The sequence below is a fragment of the Rhizobium sp. AG207R genome (assembly GCF_027109195.1).
Taxonomy (GTDB): Bacteria; Pseudomonadota; Alphaproteobacteria; order Rhizobiales; family Rhizobiaceae; genus Rhizobium; species Rhizobium dioscoreae.
In genome coordinates this window covers 83,455-99,284 of sequence record NZ_JAEPVT010000013.1, presented here as the reverse complement: position 1 = coordinate 99,284, position 15,830 = coordinate 83,455, and the positions used below count along the sequence as shown (strand labels likewise).

Annotated in this window: 14 protein-coding genes; 12 read left to right on the top strand and 2 right to left on the bottom strand. The window is 61.7% G+C overall.

The window, feature by feature from the left end; all coding sequences use genetic code 11:
- Positions 1-47: 47 nt before the first annotated feature.
- The 9 genes from queG (at position 48) to JJQ51_RS27330 (ending at position 10,992) form a co-directional block, all read left to right on the top strand.
- Positions 48-1,205, top strand: coding sequence for a tRNA epoxyqueuosine(34) reductase QueG (queG, locus tag JJQ51_RS27375; RefSeq protein ID WP_113389994.1), 1,158 nt, complete (start codon positions 48-50; stop codon positions 1,203-1,205).
- Positions 1,205-2,077 carry an SDR family oxidoreductase gene (locus tag JJQ51_RS27370; protein WP_269245558.1) on the top strand — a complete coding sequence of 291 codons (873 nt, stop codon included), beginning with the start codon at positions 1,205-1,207 and terminating at the stop codon, positions 2,075-2,077. The genes queG and JJQ51_RS27370 overlap by 1 nt, the downstream gene beginning before the upstream one ends.
- A 398-nt stretch (positions 2,078-2,475) precedes the next feature.
- The gene (locus tag JJQ51_RS27365) at positions 2,476-2,844 is read left to right on the top strand and encodes a septal ring lytic transglycosylase RlpA family protein (protein WP_113389993.1); all 369 of its coding nucleotides are present in this window, start codon (positions 2,476-2,478) and stop codon (positions 2,842-2,844) included.
- A 208-nt stretch (positions 2,845-3,052) separates the two neighbouring features.
- Complete coding sequence (locus tag JJQ51_RS27360; protein WP_113389992.1) at positions 3,053-4,342, top strand: RsmB/NOP family class I SAM-dependent RNA methyltransferase; 1,290 nt, start codon at positions 3,053-3,055, stop codon at positions 4,340-4,342.
- Positions 4,343-4,562: 220 nt separating this feature from the next.
- Entirely contained in the window at positions 4,563-5,852 is a 1,290-nt protein-coding gene (locus JJQ51_RS27355) for an imelysin family protein (protein ID WP_113389991.1), read from the top strand.
- A 45-nt stretch (positions 5,853-5,897) separates the two neighbouring features.
- Positions 5,898-7,457, top strand: a complete 1,560-nt coding sequence (locus tag JJQ51_RS27350; RefSeq protein ID WP_113390066.1) for a di-heme oxidoreductase family protein — start codon at positions 5,898-5,900, stop codon at positions 7,455-7,457.
- Positions 7,457-8,566, top strand: a complete 1,110-nt coding sequence (locus JJQ51_RS27345) for an imelysin family protein (RefSeq protein WP_113389990.1) — start codon at positions 7,457-7,459, stop codon at positions 8,564-8,566. Before JJQ51_RS27350 ends, JJQ51_RS27345 begins: the two co-directional genes overlap by 1 nt.
- Positions 8,567-8,571: 5 nt before the next feature.
- On the top strand, positions 8,572-9,657 hold the full coding sequence (locus JJQ51_RS27340; RefSeq protein ID WP_113351381.1) for a DUF1513 domain-containing protein: 1,086 nt from the start codon (positions 8,572-8,574) through the stop codon (positions 9,655-9,657).
- Between the two features lie 531 nt (positions 9,658-10,188).
- Positions 10,189-10,992 (top strand): alpha/beta fold hydrolase, encoded by an 804-nt coding sequence (locus JJQ51_RS27330; RefSeq protein WP_113330043.1) that lies wholly within the window; start codon positions 10,189-10,191, stop codon positions 10,990-10,992.
- Positions 10,993-11,006: 14 nt separating this feature from the next.
- On the opposite strand, the gene JJQ51_RS27325 is transcribed toward JJQ51_RS27330, so the two are convergent.
- Positions 11,007-12,083 (bottom strand): DUF2252 family protein, encoded by a 1,077-nt coding sequence (locus tag JJQ51_RS27325; protein WP_113351522.1) that lies wholly within the window; start codon positions 12,081-12,083, stop codon positions 11,007-11,009.
- A gap of 162 nt (positions 12,084-12,245) precedes the next feature.
- Here JJQ51_RS27325 and JJQ51_RS27320 point away from each other — a divergent pair, with 162 nt between their 5' ends.
- From JJQ51_RS27320 to guaA, 3 genes are all read left to right on the top strand, one after another.
- The gene (locus JJQ51_RS27320) at positions 12,246-12,707 is read left to right on the top strand and encodes a PaaI family thioesterase (RefSeq protein WP_113329908.1); all 462 of its coding nucleotides are present in this window, start codon (positions 12,246-12,248) and stop codon (positions 12,705-12,707) included.
- Entirely contained in the window at positions 12,704-13,345 is a 642-nt protein-coding gene (locus JJQ51_RS27315) for a 5'-methylthioadenosine/S-adenosylhomocysteine nucleosidase (protein WP_113329907.1), read from the top strand. The genes JJQ51_RS27320 and JJQ51_RS27315 overlap by 4 nt, the downstream gene beginning before the upstream one ends.
- Positions 13,346-13,448: 103 nt before the next feature.
- On the top strand, positions 13,449-15,011 hold the full coding sequence (gene guaA, locus JJQ51_RS27310) for a glutamine-hydrolyzing GMP synthase (RefSeq protein WP_069611063.1): 1,563 nt from the start codon (positions 13,449-13,451) through the stop codon (positions 15,009-15,011).
- 235 nt (positions 15,012-15,246) lie between these two features.
- On the opposite strand, the gene JJQ51_RS27305 is transcribed toward guaA, so the two are convergent.
- A complete protein-coding gene (locus tag JJQ51_RS27305) occupies positions 15,247-15,810 on the bottom strand; it encodes a TetR/AcrR family transcriptional regulator (RefSeq protein WP_113329906.1) in 564 nt (187 codons plus the stop codon).
- Positions 15,811-15,830 lie beyond the last annotated feature (20 nt).

The window sequence follows — 15,830 nt, the reverse complement described above, 5'->3', positions numbered from 1 at the left end:
AACCGCTAACGCACCTTATCCTGGAATTGCTATGACGAGGGCTCGATATGCCCGATGATCGCGAAACGGAAAAAGTGGACAAGCGCAGAAGCACGCTGACGGCTTTCGTGCGAGAGGAAGCGCGAGCCCAGGGTTTCGATCTCTGTCGCATCACCAGGCCGGATGCCATTCCGGAAGCGGCCGTCCGGCTCAGCCAGTTTCTCGACAAGGGCTATCACGGCACCATGGGCTGGATGGAGGAGACCCGCGACCGCCGAGGCGATCCGCGCGTACTCTGGAGCAAGACGCGGTCCATCGTCGTCTTCGGCCTCAATTACGGCCCCGAAGAAGACCCGCGCGGCATCCTGGAGAAGAGGGATAAGGCGGCAATATCGGTCTACGCCCGGAACCGTGACTACCACGATGTCATAAAAGGACGGCTGAAGGAGATCGCCACCCGCTTCGCGGCGCGCTCGAAAGAGGACGTCAAGGTCTTCGTCGATACCGCACCGGTCATGGAGAAGCCGCTCGCAGAGGCTGCCGGCCTCGGCTGGCAGGGCAAGCACACGAATCTGGTCAGCCGTGGCTTTGGCTCCTGGCTCTTTCTCGGCTCGATGTTCACCACGGCCGATCTCGAGCCCGATGAGCCGGAGATTGACCATTGCGGCTCCTGCCGGGCCTGCCTCGACGCCTGCCCGACCGCTGCCTTCCCGGCTCCCTATCAGCTCGATGCGCGTCGCTGCATTTCCTATCTGACCATTGAGCACAGGGGTCCGATCGATCCTGAGCTTCGGCCGTTGATCGGCAACCGCATCTACGGCTGCGACGACTGTCTTGCCGCCTGCCCCTGGAACAAGTTCGCCAGTGCCGCCTCGGAGATGAAGCTGTTGGCTCGGGATGATCTCAAGGAACCGTCCATCGCCTTCCTGCTCGATCTGGATGATGCAAGCTTCCGCACATTCTTCAGCGGTTCGCCGGTCAAGCGTATCGGTCGCGACCGCTTCATCCGTAATGTGCTGATCGCTGCCGGCAATTCGGGCGATCGCTCCCTTATAGAGAGATGTCGCCAACTGGCTGGAGATCCCTCGCCAGTCGTGCGCGGCATGGCGGTCTGGGCGCTGTCCCGGCTGATGAAGGCTGGCGAATTCCGCGCGTTTGCGGCAGAAAGAAATGACGAGGCGGACGAAGAAGTCCGCGGCGAATGGAAACTGGCAGGGGTATCGTGATGCATGTGATGATTTTCGGCTGCGGCTATTCCGGAACGGCCATCGCCAAGGCCTTCGCCGGCTCCGGCATTCGCATCACCGGTACCACCCGCTCCGCCGACAAGGCCGAGCAGCTGACGAAAGATGGCATCGAGGCCTTCGTCTTCGATGGCGAGACCCTCGACCCGGCTCTTGCCGAGGCGATGCAAAGCGCCACGCATCTGGTGCAATCGATCGCACCGGGCAAATCAGGCGATCCGCTACTGCGGCTGGCGCAGCTCAATCTCAAGGCATTGATGCCGAAGCTGGAATGGATCTGCTATCTCTCGACCGTCGGGGTCTATGGCGACCATAAGGGCGCTTGGGTCAGCGAGCAGACATCACTGCATCCAATCGCCGATCGCTCCGTCGAGCGGGTAGAGGCAGAAGACGGCTGGCTGCGCGTCGGCATCCGGCTCGGCCTCCCCGTTGCCGTGCTGCGGCTTTCCGGCATTTACGGCCCGCGCCGCAATGCCTTCTGCAATCTGGAAAAGGGAACCGCCCGGCGGCTCATCAAGGCGAACCAGGTGTTCAATCGCATCCGCGTCGAGGATATCGGCGCATGTGCCCGCTTCCTGTCCGATCGCAAGCTCGGCGGCATATATAATGTCACCGATGACGAACCTGCACCGCCGCAGGATGTCGTTGCCGAGGCCGCTGGCCTGATGGGCGTCGAACCGCCACCGGAACAGCCTTTCGAAACAGCTGAGCTGACGCCGATGGCACGCTCCTTCTATGGCGAGAACAAGCGCGTTTCGAACGCGAAACTGCGCGCGCTCGGCTTCCAGTTCCGCTACCCAGAGTATCGCATGTCGCTTGCCGAACTCTGGTCCTCTGGAGCATGGCGCGGCTGAGAAATCGCTCCCGGTATCCCCGCTATATCGCATGAAAATTCCTACTTAGCCGGCTGCCTTAGTTCAATTTGCTCCGCATTTATGGTTAATGACCTCTAAAATTGCACAAGTGCGGCAGTGATTATGGCAAAGCCGGAAAATTATTTTTCCGATTTTTGTGATGCCTGGCATCGGTCGATGCTTACGAGAAAATTCGTTCCATTTTTAACTGATTTTATTGGGTTTTTTCCACAATCAAGCAAATCCGCTGAACAGCCCTAGTATTCCCTTAACATCACAAATATTACAGATTGTAACATTCCGTGATCGATGGTGGCACTTTTTCGCCATTTTTGGCCTGATTTAAGCCCCGCCGCCTACCCAGGGCGCAAGTTCAATAGCTTGAGGGAAAAATCGGTTTGAAGAAAATCGCACGTTCTTTGGCAATCGCCGCAACTATATCCGCCTCCATTGCTGTCGTTTCGAATCCGGCATTTGCATCCGCTGGCTGCGGAGGCGCTTCATGGTACGGGGGAAGCTCCCGAACTGCTTCCGGGGAACGTATGAGTTCCAGAAATCTTACTGCCGCCCATCGTTCGCTCGCCTTCGGCACGCGCCTCCGGGTCACCAACAAGCACAATGGCCGCAGCGTCGTCGTTCGCATCAACGACCGTGGGCCTTTCATTCGCGGACGTGTTCTCGATCTCTCCCGCGCTGCTGCACAGAACATCGGCATGGTCGCTTCGGGTACCGCCAAAGTCTGTTACGAGGTCGTCGCCTCGAAGTAATCGCCGCAAGCCGGAACCATCCGGCAAATCGGCATGACGCTTGCTCTCTCGGCCAATCGCGGCTACCACGCGATTGAGACGTCTCAAAATCCGCCGCCTTGGGCACTATTTACGCGGATTGGCGAGCCGTCAGCGATTTTTGGTAGGGCGCCGAGTCCCAAGATGAGCTCCAACGGGTTCCGGGTCATGCGCGAGCAGGAGAGTGTGAATGCGTCTGGGCGGCCGATTGCAGGGGGCCATCGAAGTTCTTGCCGATATCGAAGCGCGCAAGCGACCGGTGGCCGATGCCCTGAAAGATTGGGGCCTGGCCCATCGCTTCGCCGGCTCCGGCGACAGGGCCGCGATCGGCAACATCGTCTATGACGCCCTGCGCATGCGGCTTTCGCATGCCTGGCTGATGGAAGACGACAGCGCGTCCGCGCTTGCCCATGCCGTACTCTTCCGCCAATGGGGCCTGACGCCGGAGGCGCTGGCTGCCGAGCTGGACGGCGATAAATTCGCACCCGAGGCGCCGAGCGCCGAAACATTGGCCGCCTTTGCGGCCCGCAAGCTCGAAGATGCGCCTCGTCACGTCCAGGGTGATATTCCCGAATGGGTCGAGCCCTCCTTCAGCCAAGCCTTCGGCGATGGCTGGCTTGCCGAAGCCAAAGCCCTTGCCGAGCGCCCGACGCTCGACCTTCGCGCCAATGCGCTGAAGGCCGAGCGCGCCAAAGTCGTGAAGGCACTGGAGCGCGCCGGCGGGCAGCCATCGAACATCGCCCGTTTCGGCATCCGCATTCCGGCCGGTGAAGGCGCCTCCCGCCTGCCGAACGTCACGGCCGAACTTTCGTTCCAGAAGGGCTGGTTCGAGGTGCAGGATGAAGGCTCGCAGATCGTCGCCGATCTGGTCCTGCCTGATGAAGGCGACCAGGTGCTTGATTATTGCGCCGGCGGTGGCGGCAAGACGCTCGCCATGTCGGCCGCGATGCACAACAAGGGCCAGGTCCATGCCTATGACAGCGACCGGCGGCGGCTGGCACCGATCATAGAGCGCCTGAAGCGAGCGGGCACCCGCAACGTTCAGGTCCACGACGACCGCAATGGCCTGCTTCAACTGCGCGGCAAGTTCGACAAGGTTCTGGTCGATGCTCCCTGCACCGGCACCGGCACCTGGCGGCGGCGTCCCGATACCAAATGGCGGCTGACACAGAAAAACCTCGACGAACGCACCAGCCAGCAACAGGAAGCCCTGGCGCAGGCCGGCGAATTCGTCCGCCCCGGCGGCGCTCTGCTCTATGTCACCTGCTCGGTGCTGCCGGAGGAGAATGAGGCACAGGTGAACCGTTTCGCCGCCCAGAATCCGGATTTCGAAGTGGTGGAAACCCTGAGCTCCTGGGAGACGCTGTTCGGCAAGGATGCCGCAAAGCCGCGCTCCTCCGACGGCAAGACCATTACCCTGACACCGGCCTCCACAGATACCGACGGCTTCTTCTTCAGCCGCCTTCAACGGAAAATGTGAGCTGGCGGCGAGCGAGCCTGCTTCCACTGCCCTGCCGACGTAATATCAAACGCCCCATAGCTGCGCATTCGCGAGCGAATCCATTTCGCTTGCGACGTTAAACCCTTGGTCTCTCGCCTTAAAATCGTTCTAAACTAGAGCGTTTGACACAAGTTTGTTTTTCATACATGACACAAATTGCCAAGTTTTGACGGTGCCCCCGCTGTCACAGGAGAGGAACATGAAACTGAAAAACAGAATTGGCGCCGCGCTCGCGGTGGCCGTGATCACGACCGCCGCATTCAGCCTGCCGGCTCTTGCAGCCGCTCCCGAGCCGGCCGCCGTTCTCAAGCATTATGCGGACCTGGCACATGCCAAATATGAGGATGCGCTGACGACGGCGAAAGCACTCGACAAGGCGATCGACGCTCTGCTCGCCAACCCCAGCGACAAGACGCTGAAGGCGGCACGTGCGGCCTGGATCAAGGCCCGTGTTCCCTATGCGCAGACGGAAGTCTACCGCTTCGGCAACCCGATCGTCGACGATTGGGAAGGCAAGGTCAATTCCTGGCCGCTGGACGAGGGACTGATCGATTATGTCGACGCCTCCTACGGCACGGAAAGCGATGAGAACGCGCTCTATGTCGCGAACGTCATCGCCAACAAGACGATCAAGATCAACGGCAAGGATGTCGACGCCTCGCATCTGACGCCGGAATTCCTCTCGGGCACGCTGCATCAGGCCGGCGGTGTTGAGGCCAATGTCGCGACGGGTTATCACGCCATCGAGTTCCTATTGTGGGGACAGGACCTGCACGGCACGGGTGCCGGCGCCGGCGAACGTCCCGCCACCGATTACGATCTGAAGAATTGCACGCACGGCAATTGCGACCGCCGCGCCGAATATCTGAAATCGGCCTCGACGCTGCTGGTTTCGGATTTGCAGGAGATGACCGACAAGTGGGCGGCGGACGGCGAAGCCACCAAGCATGTGGAAGCCGATCCGAAGGCCGGCCTGACCACCATCCTGACCGGCATGGGCTCGCTCTCCTATGGTGAGCTTGCCGGCGAGCGTATGAAGCTCGGCCTGCTGCTGCACGATCCGGAAGAAGAGCAGGATTGCTTCTCCGACAATACCTATAACGAGCACAATGGCGACGCCATCGGCATCGCGTCTGCCTATACCGGCAATTACACTCGCGTCGACGGCACCAAGCTGAAAGGCCCGTCGCTGCACGATCTGGTCAAGGCCAAGGATCCGGCGCTCGACAAGGAAATGGAAGGCAAGCTCGACGCGACGCTTGCCGCCATGAAGGCGATGGTGCATCGCGGCGAGACGGTCGAGAAATACGATCAGATGATCGGCGAGGGCAACAAGGAAGGCAACGCCACCGTGCAGAAGGCCATCGACGGCCTGCTCGACCAGACGAAGAGCATCCAGCGGGTCATCGCCGCTCTCGATCTCGGCACGATCAAGCTCGAAGGTTCGGACAGCCTGGACAACCCGAACGCCGTCTTCACCAAGAAATAATAAGGGATGGCGGCAGCGCGACAAGGCGTTGCCGCCCCGACACCCATGACACGCATCCCGGCCAATCGCGCCCTTTTGCCCGCCCTCGCTGCGGGTTTTTTGGTTTTTTCCATCACGCTGGCAGCCGCCGATATTCTCGATTTTCCGAGCACGCGTAGCGATCTCTCTACGGAAGAGCTGAAGCGCGTGCGCGACGTGACTCGCGCAACCAGCAACTTCCTCAAGGCCGAACCCTATGAAACGATGCAGGGCGGCGGCCTGACCTCGATCGACAAGGTCACGCGCGATATTTTCTCCCAGCCTTCCGCCAAGCTAGACCCACAACAGGGCCAGGACTTTCATCTCGGCAATGCACTCTTCCGCAAGCTTTGGGTCTCCGCGCCCTCCTCCACGCAAGCATCCGACGGCCTGGGGCCGCTGTTCAATGCCCGCTCTTGCCAGAGCTGCCATATCCGCGACGGGCGCGGCCATCCGCCCGAGGAAGCGGGGGCTGCCGCGACCTCGATGGTCTTGCGCCTTGCACGGCCTGCCGTGACGCCAGAGGAAGAGCAGGCCGTCAAGGATTTTCACGCGCTCAATTTTCCGGATTCGACGTACGGGGCACAGCTGCAGGATCTAGCCGTCCCCGGCCTTGCGGCCGAAGGCAAGGTGACCGTCAGCTATAGCGAGGAGACGGTGACGCTTGCCGGCGGGGAAACCGTGATCTTGCGCAAGCCCCATTACGACGTCAGCGATCTCGCCTACGGGCCGATGGATGCAAGCACCACCCTTTCGCCACGTATCGCGCCGCCGATGATCGGGCTCGGGCTGATCGAAGCCATTCCGGATGCCGATATTCTCGCCAATGCCGACCCGGACGACAGGAAAGGCACCGGCATACGCGGTCGCCCCGCCATCGTCCGCGATCATCGCACTGGTAAGATCGCGCTCGGCCGATTCGGCTGGAAAGCACAGAACGCCACCGTGCGCGACCAGGTGGCCGACGCCTTTTCCGCCGATATCGGCATTTCGACGCCGGACCGGCCAAACGCCTATGGCGACTGCACGCCCAAGGAAGCCCACTGCCTGACAATGCCGACTGGCGTGCAGAAGCGGCTGGGCGACACGGAAGCGCCGGATCCCGTGCTGCCCCTCGTCACCTTTTATTCCGAAAATCTCGCCGTGCCGGCCCGACGCGCGACGAGCCAGTCCGCCGTATTGCACGGCAAGGAGATGTTTTACCGCTCCGGCTGTGCGGCCTGCCACACACCGAAGTTCGTGACGCGGGACGGCTTGAAGGGCAGCGACGGCAAGGTTTCGCCGCAGGCTTTCCAGCTGATCTGGCCCTATTCCGATTTCCTGCTGCACGACATGGGCGAAGGTCTTTCGGATGGGCAGCAGGTGGGCGTGGCATCCGGTCGCGATTGGCGCACGCCGCCGCTCTGGGGTATAGGCCTGACACAGACGGTAAGCGGCCGGCAGGCCTATCTGCATGACGGCCGCGCCCGGACATTGACCGAAGCCATCCTCTGGCATGGAGGAGAGGCGGAAAAAGCCCGCAACGCATTCGCCGGTCTTTCGAAGGACGATCGGCAAGCCCTCATCAACTTTCTGGAGTCCCTCTGATGCGCCAATGGAAATGCCTTGCGTTCGGCCTGCTGCTTACCGTTGCGGCCCTGCCTGCCCATGCCGAGGATGCGACGACCGCTGGTACGGGCTTGAATGAGGCAGCGGTGCCAGCCACTCTGCAGAAGGCGGTGGATGACGTGATTCGTCCCGGCTACCGCGCCATGCACGACTCCGCCTCGAAACTGACTGTCGCGATGAAGACGCTTTGCGCCGATCCCACGGACGCCACCCTTTCCGGCGCCAAATCGGCTTTCGGCGACACCGTGAAGAGCTGGTCGCGCATCGAGATCGTCGATACCGGCCCGATCATCGAACAGAACCGCTTCGAACACATCCTCTTCTATCCCGACCGCAAGGGTGTCGGCCTCAAGCAGGTACAGGCGCTGATCGCCAAAGCGGACGAGCAGGATACGACCGTCGAAGCCGTCGCCGGCAAGAGCGTGGCGCTGATGAGCATGACGGCGCTGGAATATGTACTTTTCGGCAACGGCTCCGATGTCCTCGGCAAGGAGAAGCAGAGCTTCCGCTGCCGCTATGGCGCGGCGGTTGCCGGCAACATCGAAAACACCGCCAAGGAAATCGCCGACGAATGGGACGCGCCCGACGGCGTGCAGAAATCCTGGAAATTCCCGGGCAAGACCAGCGACGATTTCATGGATAACAAGGAGGCCGTCACTGCACTGCTCGGCATCCTCGTGCACAGCGCCGCCAATATGCGCGACCAGCGGCTGGAAACCTTCTACAAGGGCGATCCGGCGGCGGCGCGGCCGAAGATGGCGATCTACTGGCGCTCGGCCAATACATGGACCTCGTTTACGGGCAATATCGAGGGCCTGAAGACGCTCTGGGAAAAGGCCGACATGGCAAGCCTGCTGCCGGCAGACAAGCGCGCCGTCGCCACCAAGATCGATAGCTTGTTGAATGAGCTTGCCACGACAGCGTCATCGATCAATCCGGATATTGAGGCGGCCATCGGCAACGATGCGGAGCGCGCCAAGATCGACAAGCTGCTCTCCGTCAGCCGCGATCTCGCCACCAGCTTCAGCGACGAGTACGGCGGCGCCATCGGCCTTTCGGCCGGCTTCTCCTTCGCAGACGGAGACTGAGGGCGATGCGCAGCGGCCTGATCGATCGGAGAGCTTTTGTCAAAGCCGCGGGGCTGACCTTCCTTGCAGCTCTGAAGCCTAGCGCGCTGATGGCGCTGGAGCGGGCGGATGCTGTCTATGCCTCCGGCATCCGCGCCGCCGACGGCTCCTTCGCCGTTGCGACGGTGACCGAACAGGGGCGCATCATCGATCAGGTGGCGCTGCCCGCCCGCGCCCATGGCATGGCCTTCTCAAAGGCAACAGGCAAGACCGTCGCCTTCGCGCGCCGGCCCGGCACCTATGCGATGATCTTCGATCCCTGGAACAAGGCCGAGCCGATCGTCATTTCCGCTAGAGAAGGCCGGCATTTCTACGGGCACGGCACGTTTTCGCCGGATGGCAGGCTGCTCTATGCCAGCGAGAATGATTTCGACAATAATCGCGGCATCATCGGGCTCTACGACAGCAGCAACCGTTTTGCCCGCATCGGCGAATACGAGACCTATGGCGTCGGCCCGCACGACATGACGGTTTCAGACGATGGCAGATTCCTGATCGTCGCCAATGGTGGCATCGAGACCCATCCGGATTTCGGCCGCACCAAGCTCAACCTCGATCACATGGAACCGTCGCTGACGCTGATCGACGCCGCGAGCGGCCAGCTGATCGAAAAACATACGCTGCCGGCGCAATATGCGCAGGTCTCGACCCGGCATGTCGATATCGACGCCAGTGGCCGCGTCTGGTTCGCTTGCCAATATGAAGGGCATCGCAACGACCTGCCGCCGCTTGTCGGCCATTTCGCGAGAGGCGAGGACCTGAGTTTCGTCACCCTGCCCGACGAGACCACGCGGGCACTTGGCAATTACGTCGGCGCCATCGCCGTCAATCGCGCCGAAAATCTGGTCGGCGTGACATCACCGATCGAAGGAACCTCGGTTACGCTGGATGCGCCGACGGGCCAGGTGCTGAAGGTGGAGAGCATCGCCGATGCGGCTGGCATCGCGCCGGCACGGCATGGTTTTGCCGTCTCATCCTACGACGGCAATTTCCTCGGTGCGCACAGCGATGTCGCCTGGGATCAGCATATCGTGCGGATCGCCCGCGGCTGAGCCGGACTTTGGCTGCAATGCTCAGGTAAGCTTGCTGCCTCGATAAAGCGCCGCAATGCCGTCGCGGCATTCAGCATATGTCTCCACATGGGCCGCGACGCCATTTCCCCATCCTCTTCTGCTATAGCCTGCACGATGGTTTCGGGCTGTGAATACGCTCCGACAGCAACTCGCGATCTTCAACAGCGTCGCCCACCATCGCTCCTACCTCGGCAAGGTCAACCAAGGCTGTATGCAAAAGCATATCACCTCATTGTGTTCGCATACATATAACCCATCACGCAACCGTTACGCATCCAATTATTGACCAAATCCGCCACTTCGAATACACAAACAATCAACAGCCTCCGCTTTGCATACACAAGGTAAGCTCGACGCTGAACAGGAATACAGGATCGGCCATATTTGATCCGCGCGTTTGATCATATGCCGCTCCGAGACATACAGAATTTCAGAAGCTTTGCCGCTCCGACATTCGGCGCGGACGGCTTTCTGGCGCCTATTAATCCTCCAACCATAAGGATCACGATCATGATGATGACCAGACGGAGTTTCTCGACCGCCATTATCGCCGGCGCCGCTGCCTCCCTCGTTTCCGCGCGCGGCGTGGCCGCCAGCAATGCGAAACCCGCATCCGGAGCGGTTAAGTCTGCGCCATTGAAGGCACGCAATGTCGTCCTGGCCCACGGACTTTTCGCAGACGGCTCCTGCTGGACGGAGGTTATCGCCCGGCTGCAGTCCAGGGGGCTGAACTGCACGGCGGTACAAAATCCGTTGACGACACTTCCGGAAGCGGTGGGGGCCGCGCAGCGGGTTCTCGATCGTCAGGACGGCCCGACTGTCCTCGTCGGCCATTCCTTCTCCGGCATGATCGTCACCGAAGCCGGTGTGCATCCGAAGGTTTCCGCGCTCGTCTATGTCGCCGCCCGCGCACCGGATGCCGGCGAAGACTATACGGCGCTCGCCAAGACATATCCGACACCGCCGGCATCAGCCGGCATCGTCTTTGATGGTGACGAAGGACGGTTGACCGAGGAAGCGTTCCTGCGCGACTTCGCCGGCGACTTGCCTAAGGCCAAGGCCGAGGTGCTCTATGCCGTGCAGCAGCCCTTCCAGAAGGCGCTTCTGTCCGGCAAGACCACGCAGGCCGCCTGGCGCAGCAAGCCCAGCTGGTATGCGGTCTCCACCGAAGACAGGACGATCAATCCGGATCTGGAGCGCTTCATGGCCAAGCGGATGGGCGCGACGACGATCGAGGTGAAGGCCAGCCATCTCTCGCTGATCTCGCATCCCGATACAATCGCCCATCTGATCCTGGAAGCTGCTGGGCATTGACCGGTTCGCCGGCCTTAGCCTCTTCCCGCAAATTCCGCCTGCTCCGCCGTGACCGCTGCGGCCGCCGCCTTGGCGGCCACACGCAGCCAATCGGCATTGCGCGCATCGAGATCGGCCAGAATACCGGGAACGAGCGAAGCATCGTTGGCGTGGCAATTGGCGATTTCAAACCCCATCAGATCGAGCATGTCAGGCGACAGCAGCACCTCGGCATCACCGTCGACTTCGATCTTGCGGCTGTTGGGCGAGAGCCGGCGCACCAGCAAGCCTCCGTCCACCTGATAGCGCGGATCGGGTGAGCGCGCCCGCCCGCCGGCGATAATACCCGTCCGGATCGTCCTGTCCGACGGATCGTGCTTCAGCGACCAGCCGGATTGCAGAAGCGCCTTGACCTCGCGCAATACCGGGCCGCCGCGCCATTCGACATAGGCGATGAAGCGCGGACGGCCCAGGCTGCCGGTGCCGGCCAGACGCGGTTTCGGCTCGAATGTCGTCGCTGGTTCGGGCAATGCCTTGCGCAGTGCCTTGAGGTAGCGGTCCGCCACGGGATCCGTCGCCGGCGGCAGGTTGCGGTATTTCTCCCAAAAGGTTTTGCGCTCGGCGTTCGGCAGCAAGACGGCATTGCGCAGCCATTTGTAATCGCGCTCGAGAATGACGGGAGACGGCTCGCGCAGTCCGCGGCGATAGCCGGCGAGGATGCTGTCGGCAACAACACGCAGCGTCGGGCCGTCCTCGCCGCGCGCAAGCATGGCACTCGTGGCAAGGCGTACAAGATCGAGCGCATAGGGCATGACGGCCGCCTCGTCGAAATCATTGGCGCCCCAGACGAGGCGGCCTTCTTCATCGCGCCAGGTGCCGAAATTTTCCAGATGCGTATCGCCGATCGCCAGCAATTGCGGCGCGCTCTTGAGCTCGGGGCAGACGTCGAGGATGGTTTCCGCCCAGCGCCAATAGGTACCGCGCAGGAAGGAGAAGCTGTCGGCCTTCATCAGCTTGTGCTTCTTTGCCAGACCCGCTTCGACCAGATCGGCGCCGAGCTGCGCCCGCATCCAGGTCTCGTAGGCATCCACTGATTGCCGGATCGTCGTCATCTGCGCCCTCGCCACAAGCATCATCGCTTCGGATAGCATGACGATCCGATCGTGGAAATTCGATGTCCGGAGTGGAGGCTGGAACGCCTCCGCTTTTCCACCGGATAACCCTTGTCCAAACCGCCTCCCCGTGCCAATTTCGCACCCGCGAAAGGGGACGGCATGACAGGGGCAGACGATACGGGGACCAGCGGCGATTTTCGGAGCCGTATCAGGACCAGCTTCGAGCGGCAGGCCGCCATGGCGACAATCGGCGCAGAGCTGACGCGCGTCGAACACGGAACGGTCGAGATCGAGCTGCCCTTCGATATCAAGCTGACGCAGCAGCATGGCATATTGCACGCCGGCATCATTGCCGCGGCGCTGGATTCGGCCTGCGGCTTTGCCGCCTATAGCGTCATCGACCCTTCCGCATCGATCCTCACGATCGAATTCAAGATCAATCTGATGTCGCCGGGGCGCGGCGAGCGCTTCCTGTTTCGCGGCGATGTCACCAAGCCCGGCACGACGATTATCGTCGCCGACGGACGCGGCTATGCCATCGGCGATGGGCCAGCCAAGCTGATCGCCTCGATGACGGGAACGATGATGGTCATCCGGGGCAGAGAGGGAATTAGCGGATGAAATTCGAACTGAAGCGGGTATCGGGCAAATCGATCCTGTTCGTCATGGCGGTCGAGGCCGAGTATGGCCCGTTCCTGCGCTCGCGCATCGATCCGCTGATGACCGGCGTCGGGCCGGTGGAGGCGGCCATCGCGCTTACCCGCGCCTTCGCGCAGCTCGAAGCCCAGGGCGATCTTCCCGATCTCGTGGTGTCGCTCGGCTCGGCCGGCTCTTCCAAGCTGGAACAGACGGAGGTCTATCAGGTCACCTCCGTTTCCTACCGCGACATGGATGCCTCGCCACTCGGCTTCGAGAAAGGCCGCACGCCCTTCCTCGACCTGCCCGCGACGATCGAGTTGCCATTGCGCATCCCCACCATTGCCGAGGGCAGCCTTTCTACGGGCGCCAACATCGTCTCCGGCGCGGAGGCCTATGAGCGCATCGGCACCGACATGGTCGACATGGAAACCTTCGCGGTGCTGCGCGCCTGCCAGACCTATGGCCTGCCGCTGATCGGCCTGCGGGGCATTTCCGACGGGAAGGTCGATCTGCAGCACATTTCCGACTGGACGGAATATCTGCATGTGATCGACCGCAAACTCTCCTATGCCGTCGACGGCCTGTTTACGGCGCTGGAAGACGGCGTATTCTGGTTCTGAGGGGCCAGAAACTAAGCAAAGTAAGGACAATCGGGACAATAAAATTGGCGCTTGCGTGATTTGCCCGATTGCCAGGGAAAGCGCTTTTCATTAAAGGCTCGCCATGACCCAGACAGCACATCCAGACACCGTTCTCATCGTCGATTTTGGCAGCCAGGTGACGCAGCTCATCGCGCGGCGTGTGCGCGAAGCGGGCGTCTACTGCGAAATCGTTCCCTTCCAATCCGCCGAAGCCGGCTTCAAGCGGCTGCAGCCGAAGGCCGTGATCCTCTCCGGCAGCCCGGCCTCGACCGTGGACGAAGGCTCGCCGCGGGCGCCGCAGATCATCTTCGACAGCGGCATCCCGGTCTTCGGCATCTGCTACGGCCAGCAGACCATGTGCATGCAGCTCGGCGGCAAGGTCGAGAGCGGCCATCACCGTGAATTCGGCCGCGCTTTCCTGGAAGTTGACAAGGATTGCGCTCTCTTCGAAGGATTGTGGTCCAACGGTTCGCGCCATCAGGTCTGGATGAGCCACGGCGACCGCGTCACCGCGCTGCCGGAAGGCTTCGAAGTGGTCGCGACGTCCTCGAACGCACCTTACGCCTTCATCGCCGACGAGAAGCGCAAATATTACGGCGTGCAGTTCCATCCGGAAGTCGTGCATACGCCCGATGGTGCAAAGCTGATCGGCAACTTCATCCACAACATCGCCGGCATCAAGGGCGACTGGTCGATGTCGGCCTACCGCGCCAAGGCGGTGCAGGCGATCCGCGATCAGGTGGGCGACAAGCGCGTCATCTGCGCTCTTTCCGGCGGCGTCGATTCCTCCGTTGCCGCCCTGCTGATCCACGAGGCAGTCGGCGATCAGCTGACCTGCATCCTCGTCGACCACGGCCTGATGCGCAAGGACGAGGCGGCAAACGTCGTCGCCATGTTCCGTGAGCACTACAATCTGCATTTGATCCATGTCGATGCTTCCGACCGCTTCATCGGCGAGCTCGAGGGTGTTTCCGACCCCGAAACCAAGCGCAAGATCATCGGCCGCCTCTTCATCGAGACCTTCGAGGATGAGGCCAAGAAGCTCGGCGGTGCCGATTTCCTTGGCCAGGGCACGCTCTATCCCGACGTCATCGAGAGCGTTTCCTTCACCGGCGGTCCCTCGGTCACCATCAAGTCGCACCACAATGTGGGCGGCCTGCCGGAGCGCATGAAGATGCAGCTCGTCGAGCCGCTGCGCGAACTCTTCAAGGACGAAGTGCGCGTGCTCGGCAAAGAGCTCGGCCTGCCCGACAGCTTCATCGGCCGCCATCCCTTCCCCGGTCCCGGCCTCGCAATTCGCTGCCCCGGCGGCATCACCCGCGAGAAGCTGGAAATCCTGCGCGAAGCCGATGCCATCTATCTCGACGAGATCCGCAAGGCCGGCCTCTACGACGCCATCTGGCAGGCCTTCGCCGTACTCTTGCCGGTCCAGACCGTGGGCGTCATGGGCGACGGCCGCACCTACGAATTCGTCTGCGCGCTGCGCGCCGTCACCTCCGTCGACGGCATGACGGCGGATTTCTATCACTACGACATGGAATTCCTCGGCCGCGCCGCGACCCGCATCATCAACGAAGTCCGCGGCATCAACCGCGTGGTCTACGACGTCACTTCGAAGCCGCCCGGCACGATCGAGTGGGAGTGACGGGGGATACAGCCGGATAGTTTTGGCTATTGTAGCGTAAGTTGCTCCGTCGGTAGCACGGAATAGCAATTGAGCGACAGCCAGGCCCTTCGCTAACCTTTTGACGCAGGCGCGCACCGGCTGGATTTCTCTTCAACGTTACAATTGCGCCGGCTACGTTTGGGACCTTGGAGGTCAATCGGCTTCTGGCTGTGAGCGACGAGTAAGCTGCCAATCGTCCGAGTTACCGGCAGCCTCAGTGATCCTCACTTCGCTCCAGCCCGTGGAAGGCTAGCTTTAGCAGGCGCTCGCTGCGTGCTGTGCCTTCCGCTGTAGGCGGTAGTTGGGTGAGCAAGGCGAGCAACTGCAGAAAGTCCTCGGCATCGACCGGCTTCGAAACTTCGCCCGCATCGACGCAAGCGTCCATCAGAAGCCTGACGGCGTCGACCATGGGCCAATAGGTTTCCCGGAAGTCCTGGTCGGTCATAGCGGCCCGCAGCATATCCGCGACACCCTGCTTCTTGCGGCCGTAATCGACGAACCGCTCCGCCCATCTTCGGAAGGCTTCGAGTGGCTTGAACGCCTCGAGGAGCGACGGTGCGAAGCTCACCAGCTCGTCGATACTATCGCGATAGATGCCGAGGACGAGCGATTCCCGGGTCGGGAAGTGGCGGTACAGCGTGCCCTGCCCCACGCCCGCCGCCTTGGCGATGGAATGCAGCGAGGCCGCTGGATCGATTGCAAGGGCGTCTCGTGCGACAGCCAGGATGCGGTCGCGATTGGTGCGGGCGTCGGCGCGACGCTTATGGGTTTGGGTCATGAGCCTTGACTAAACGGACA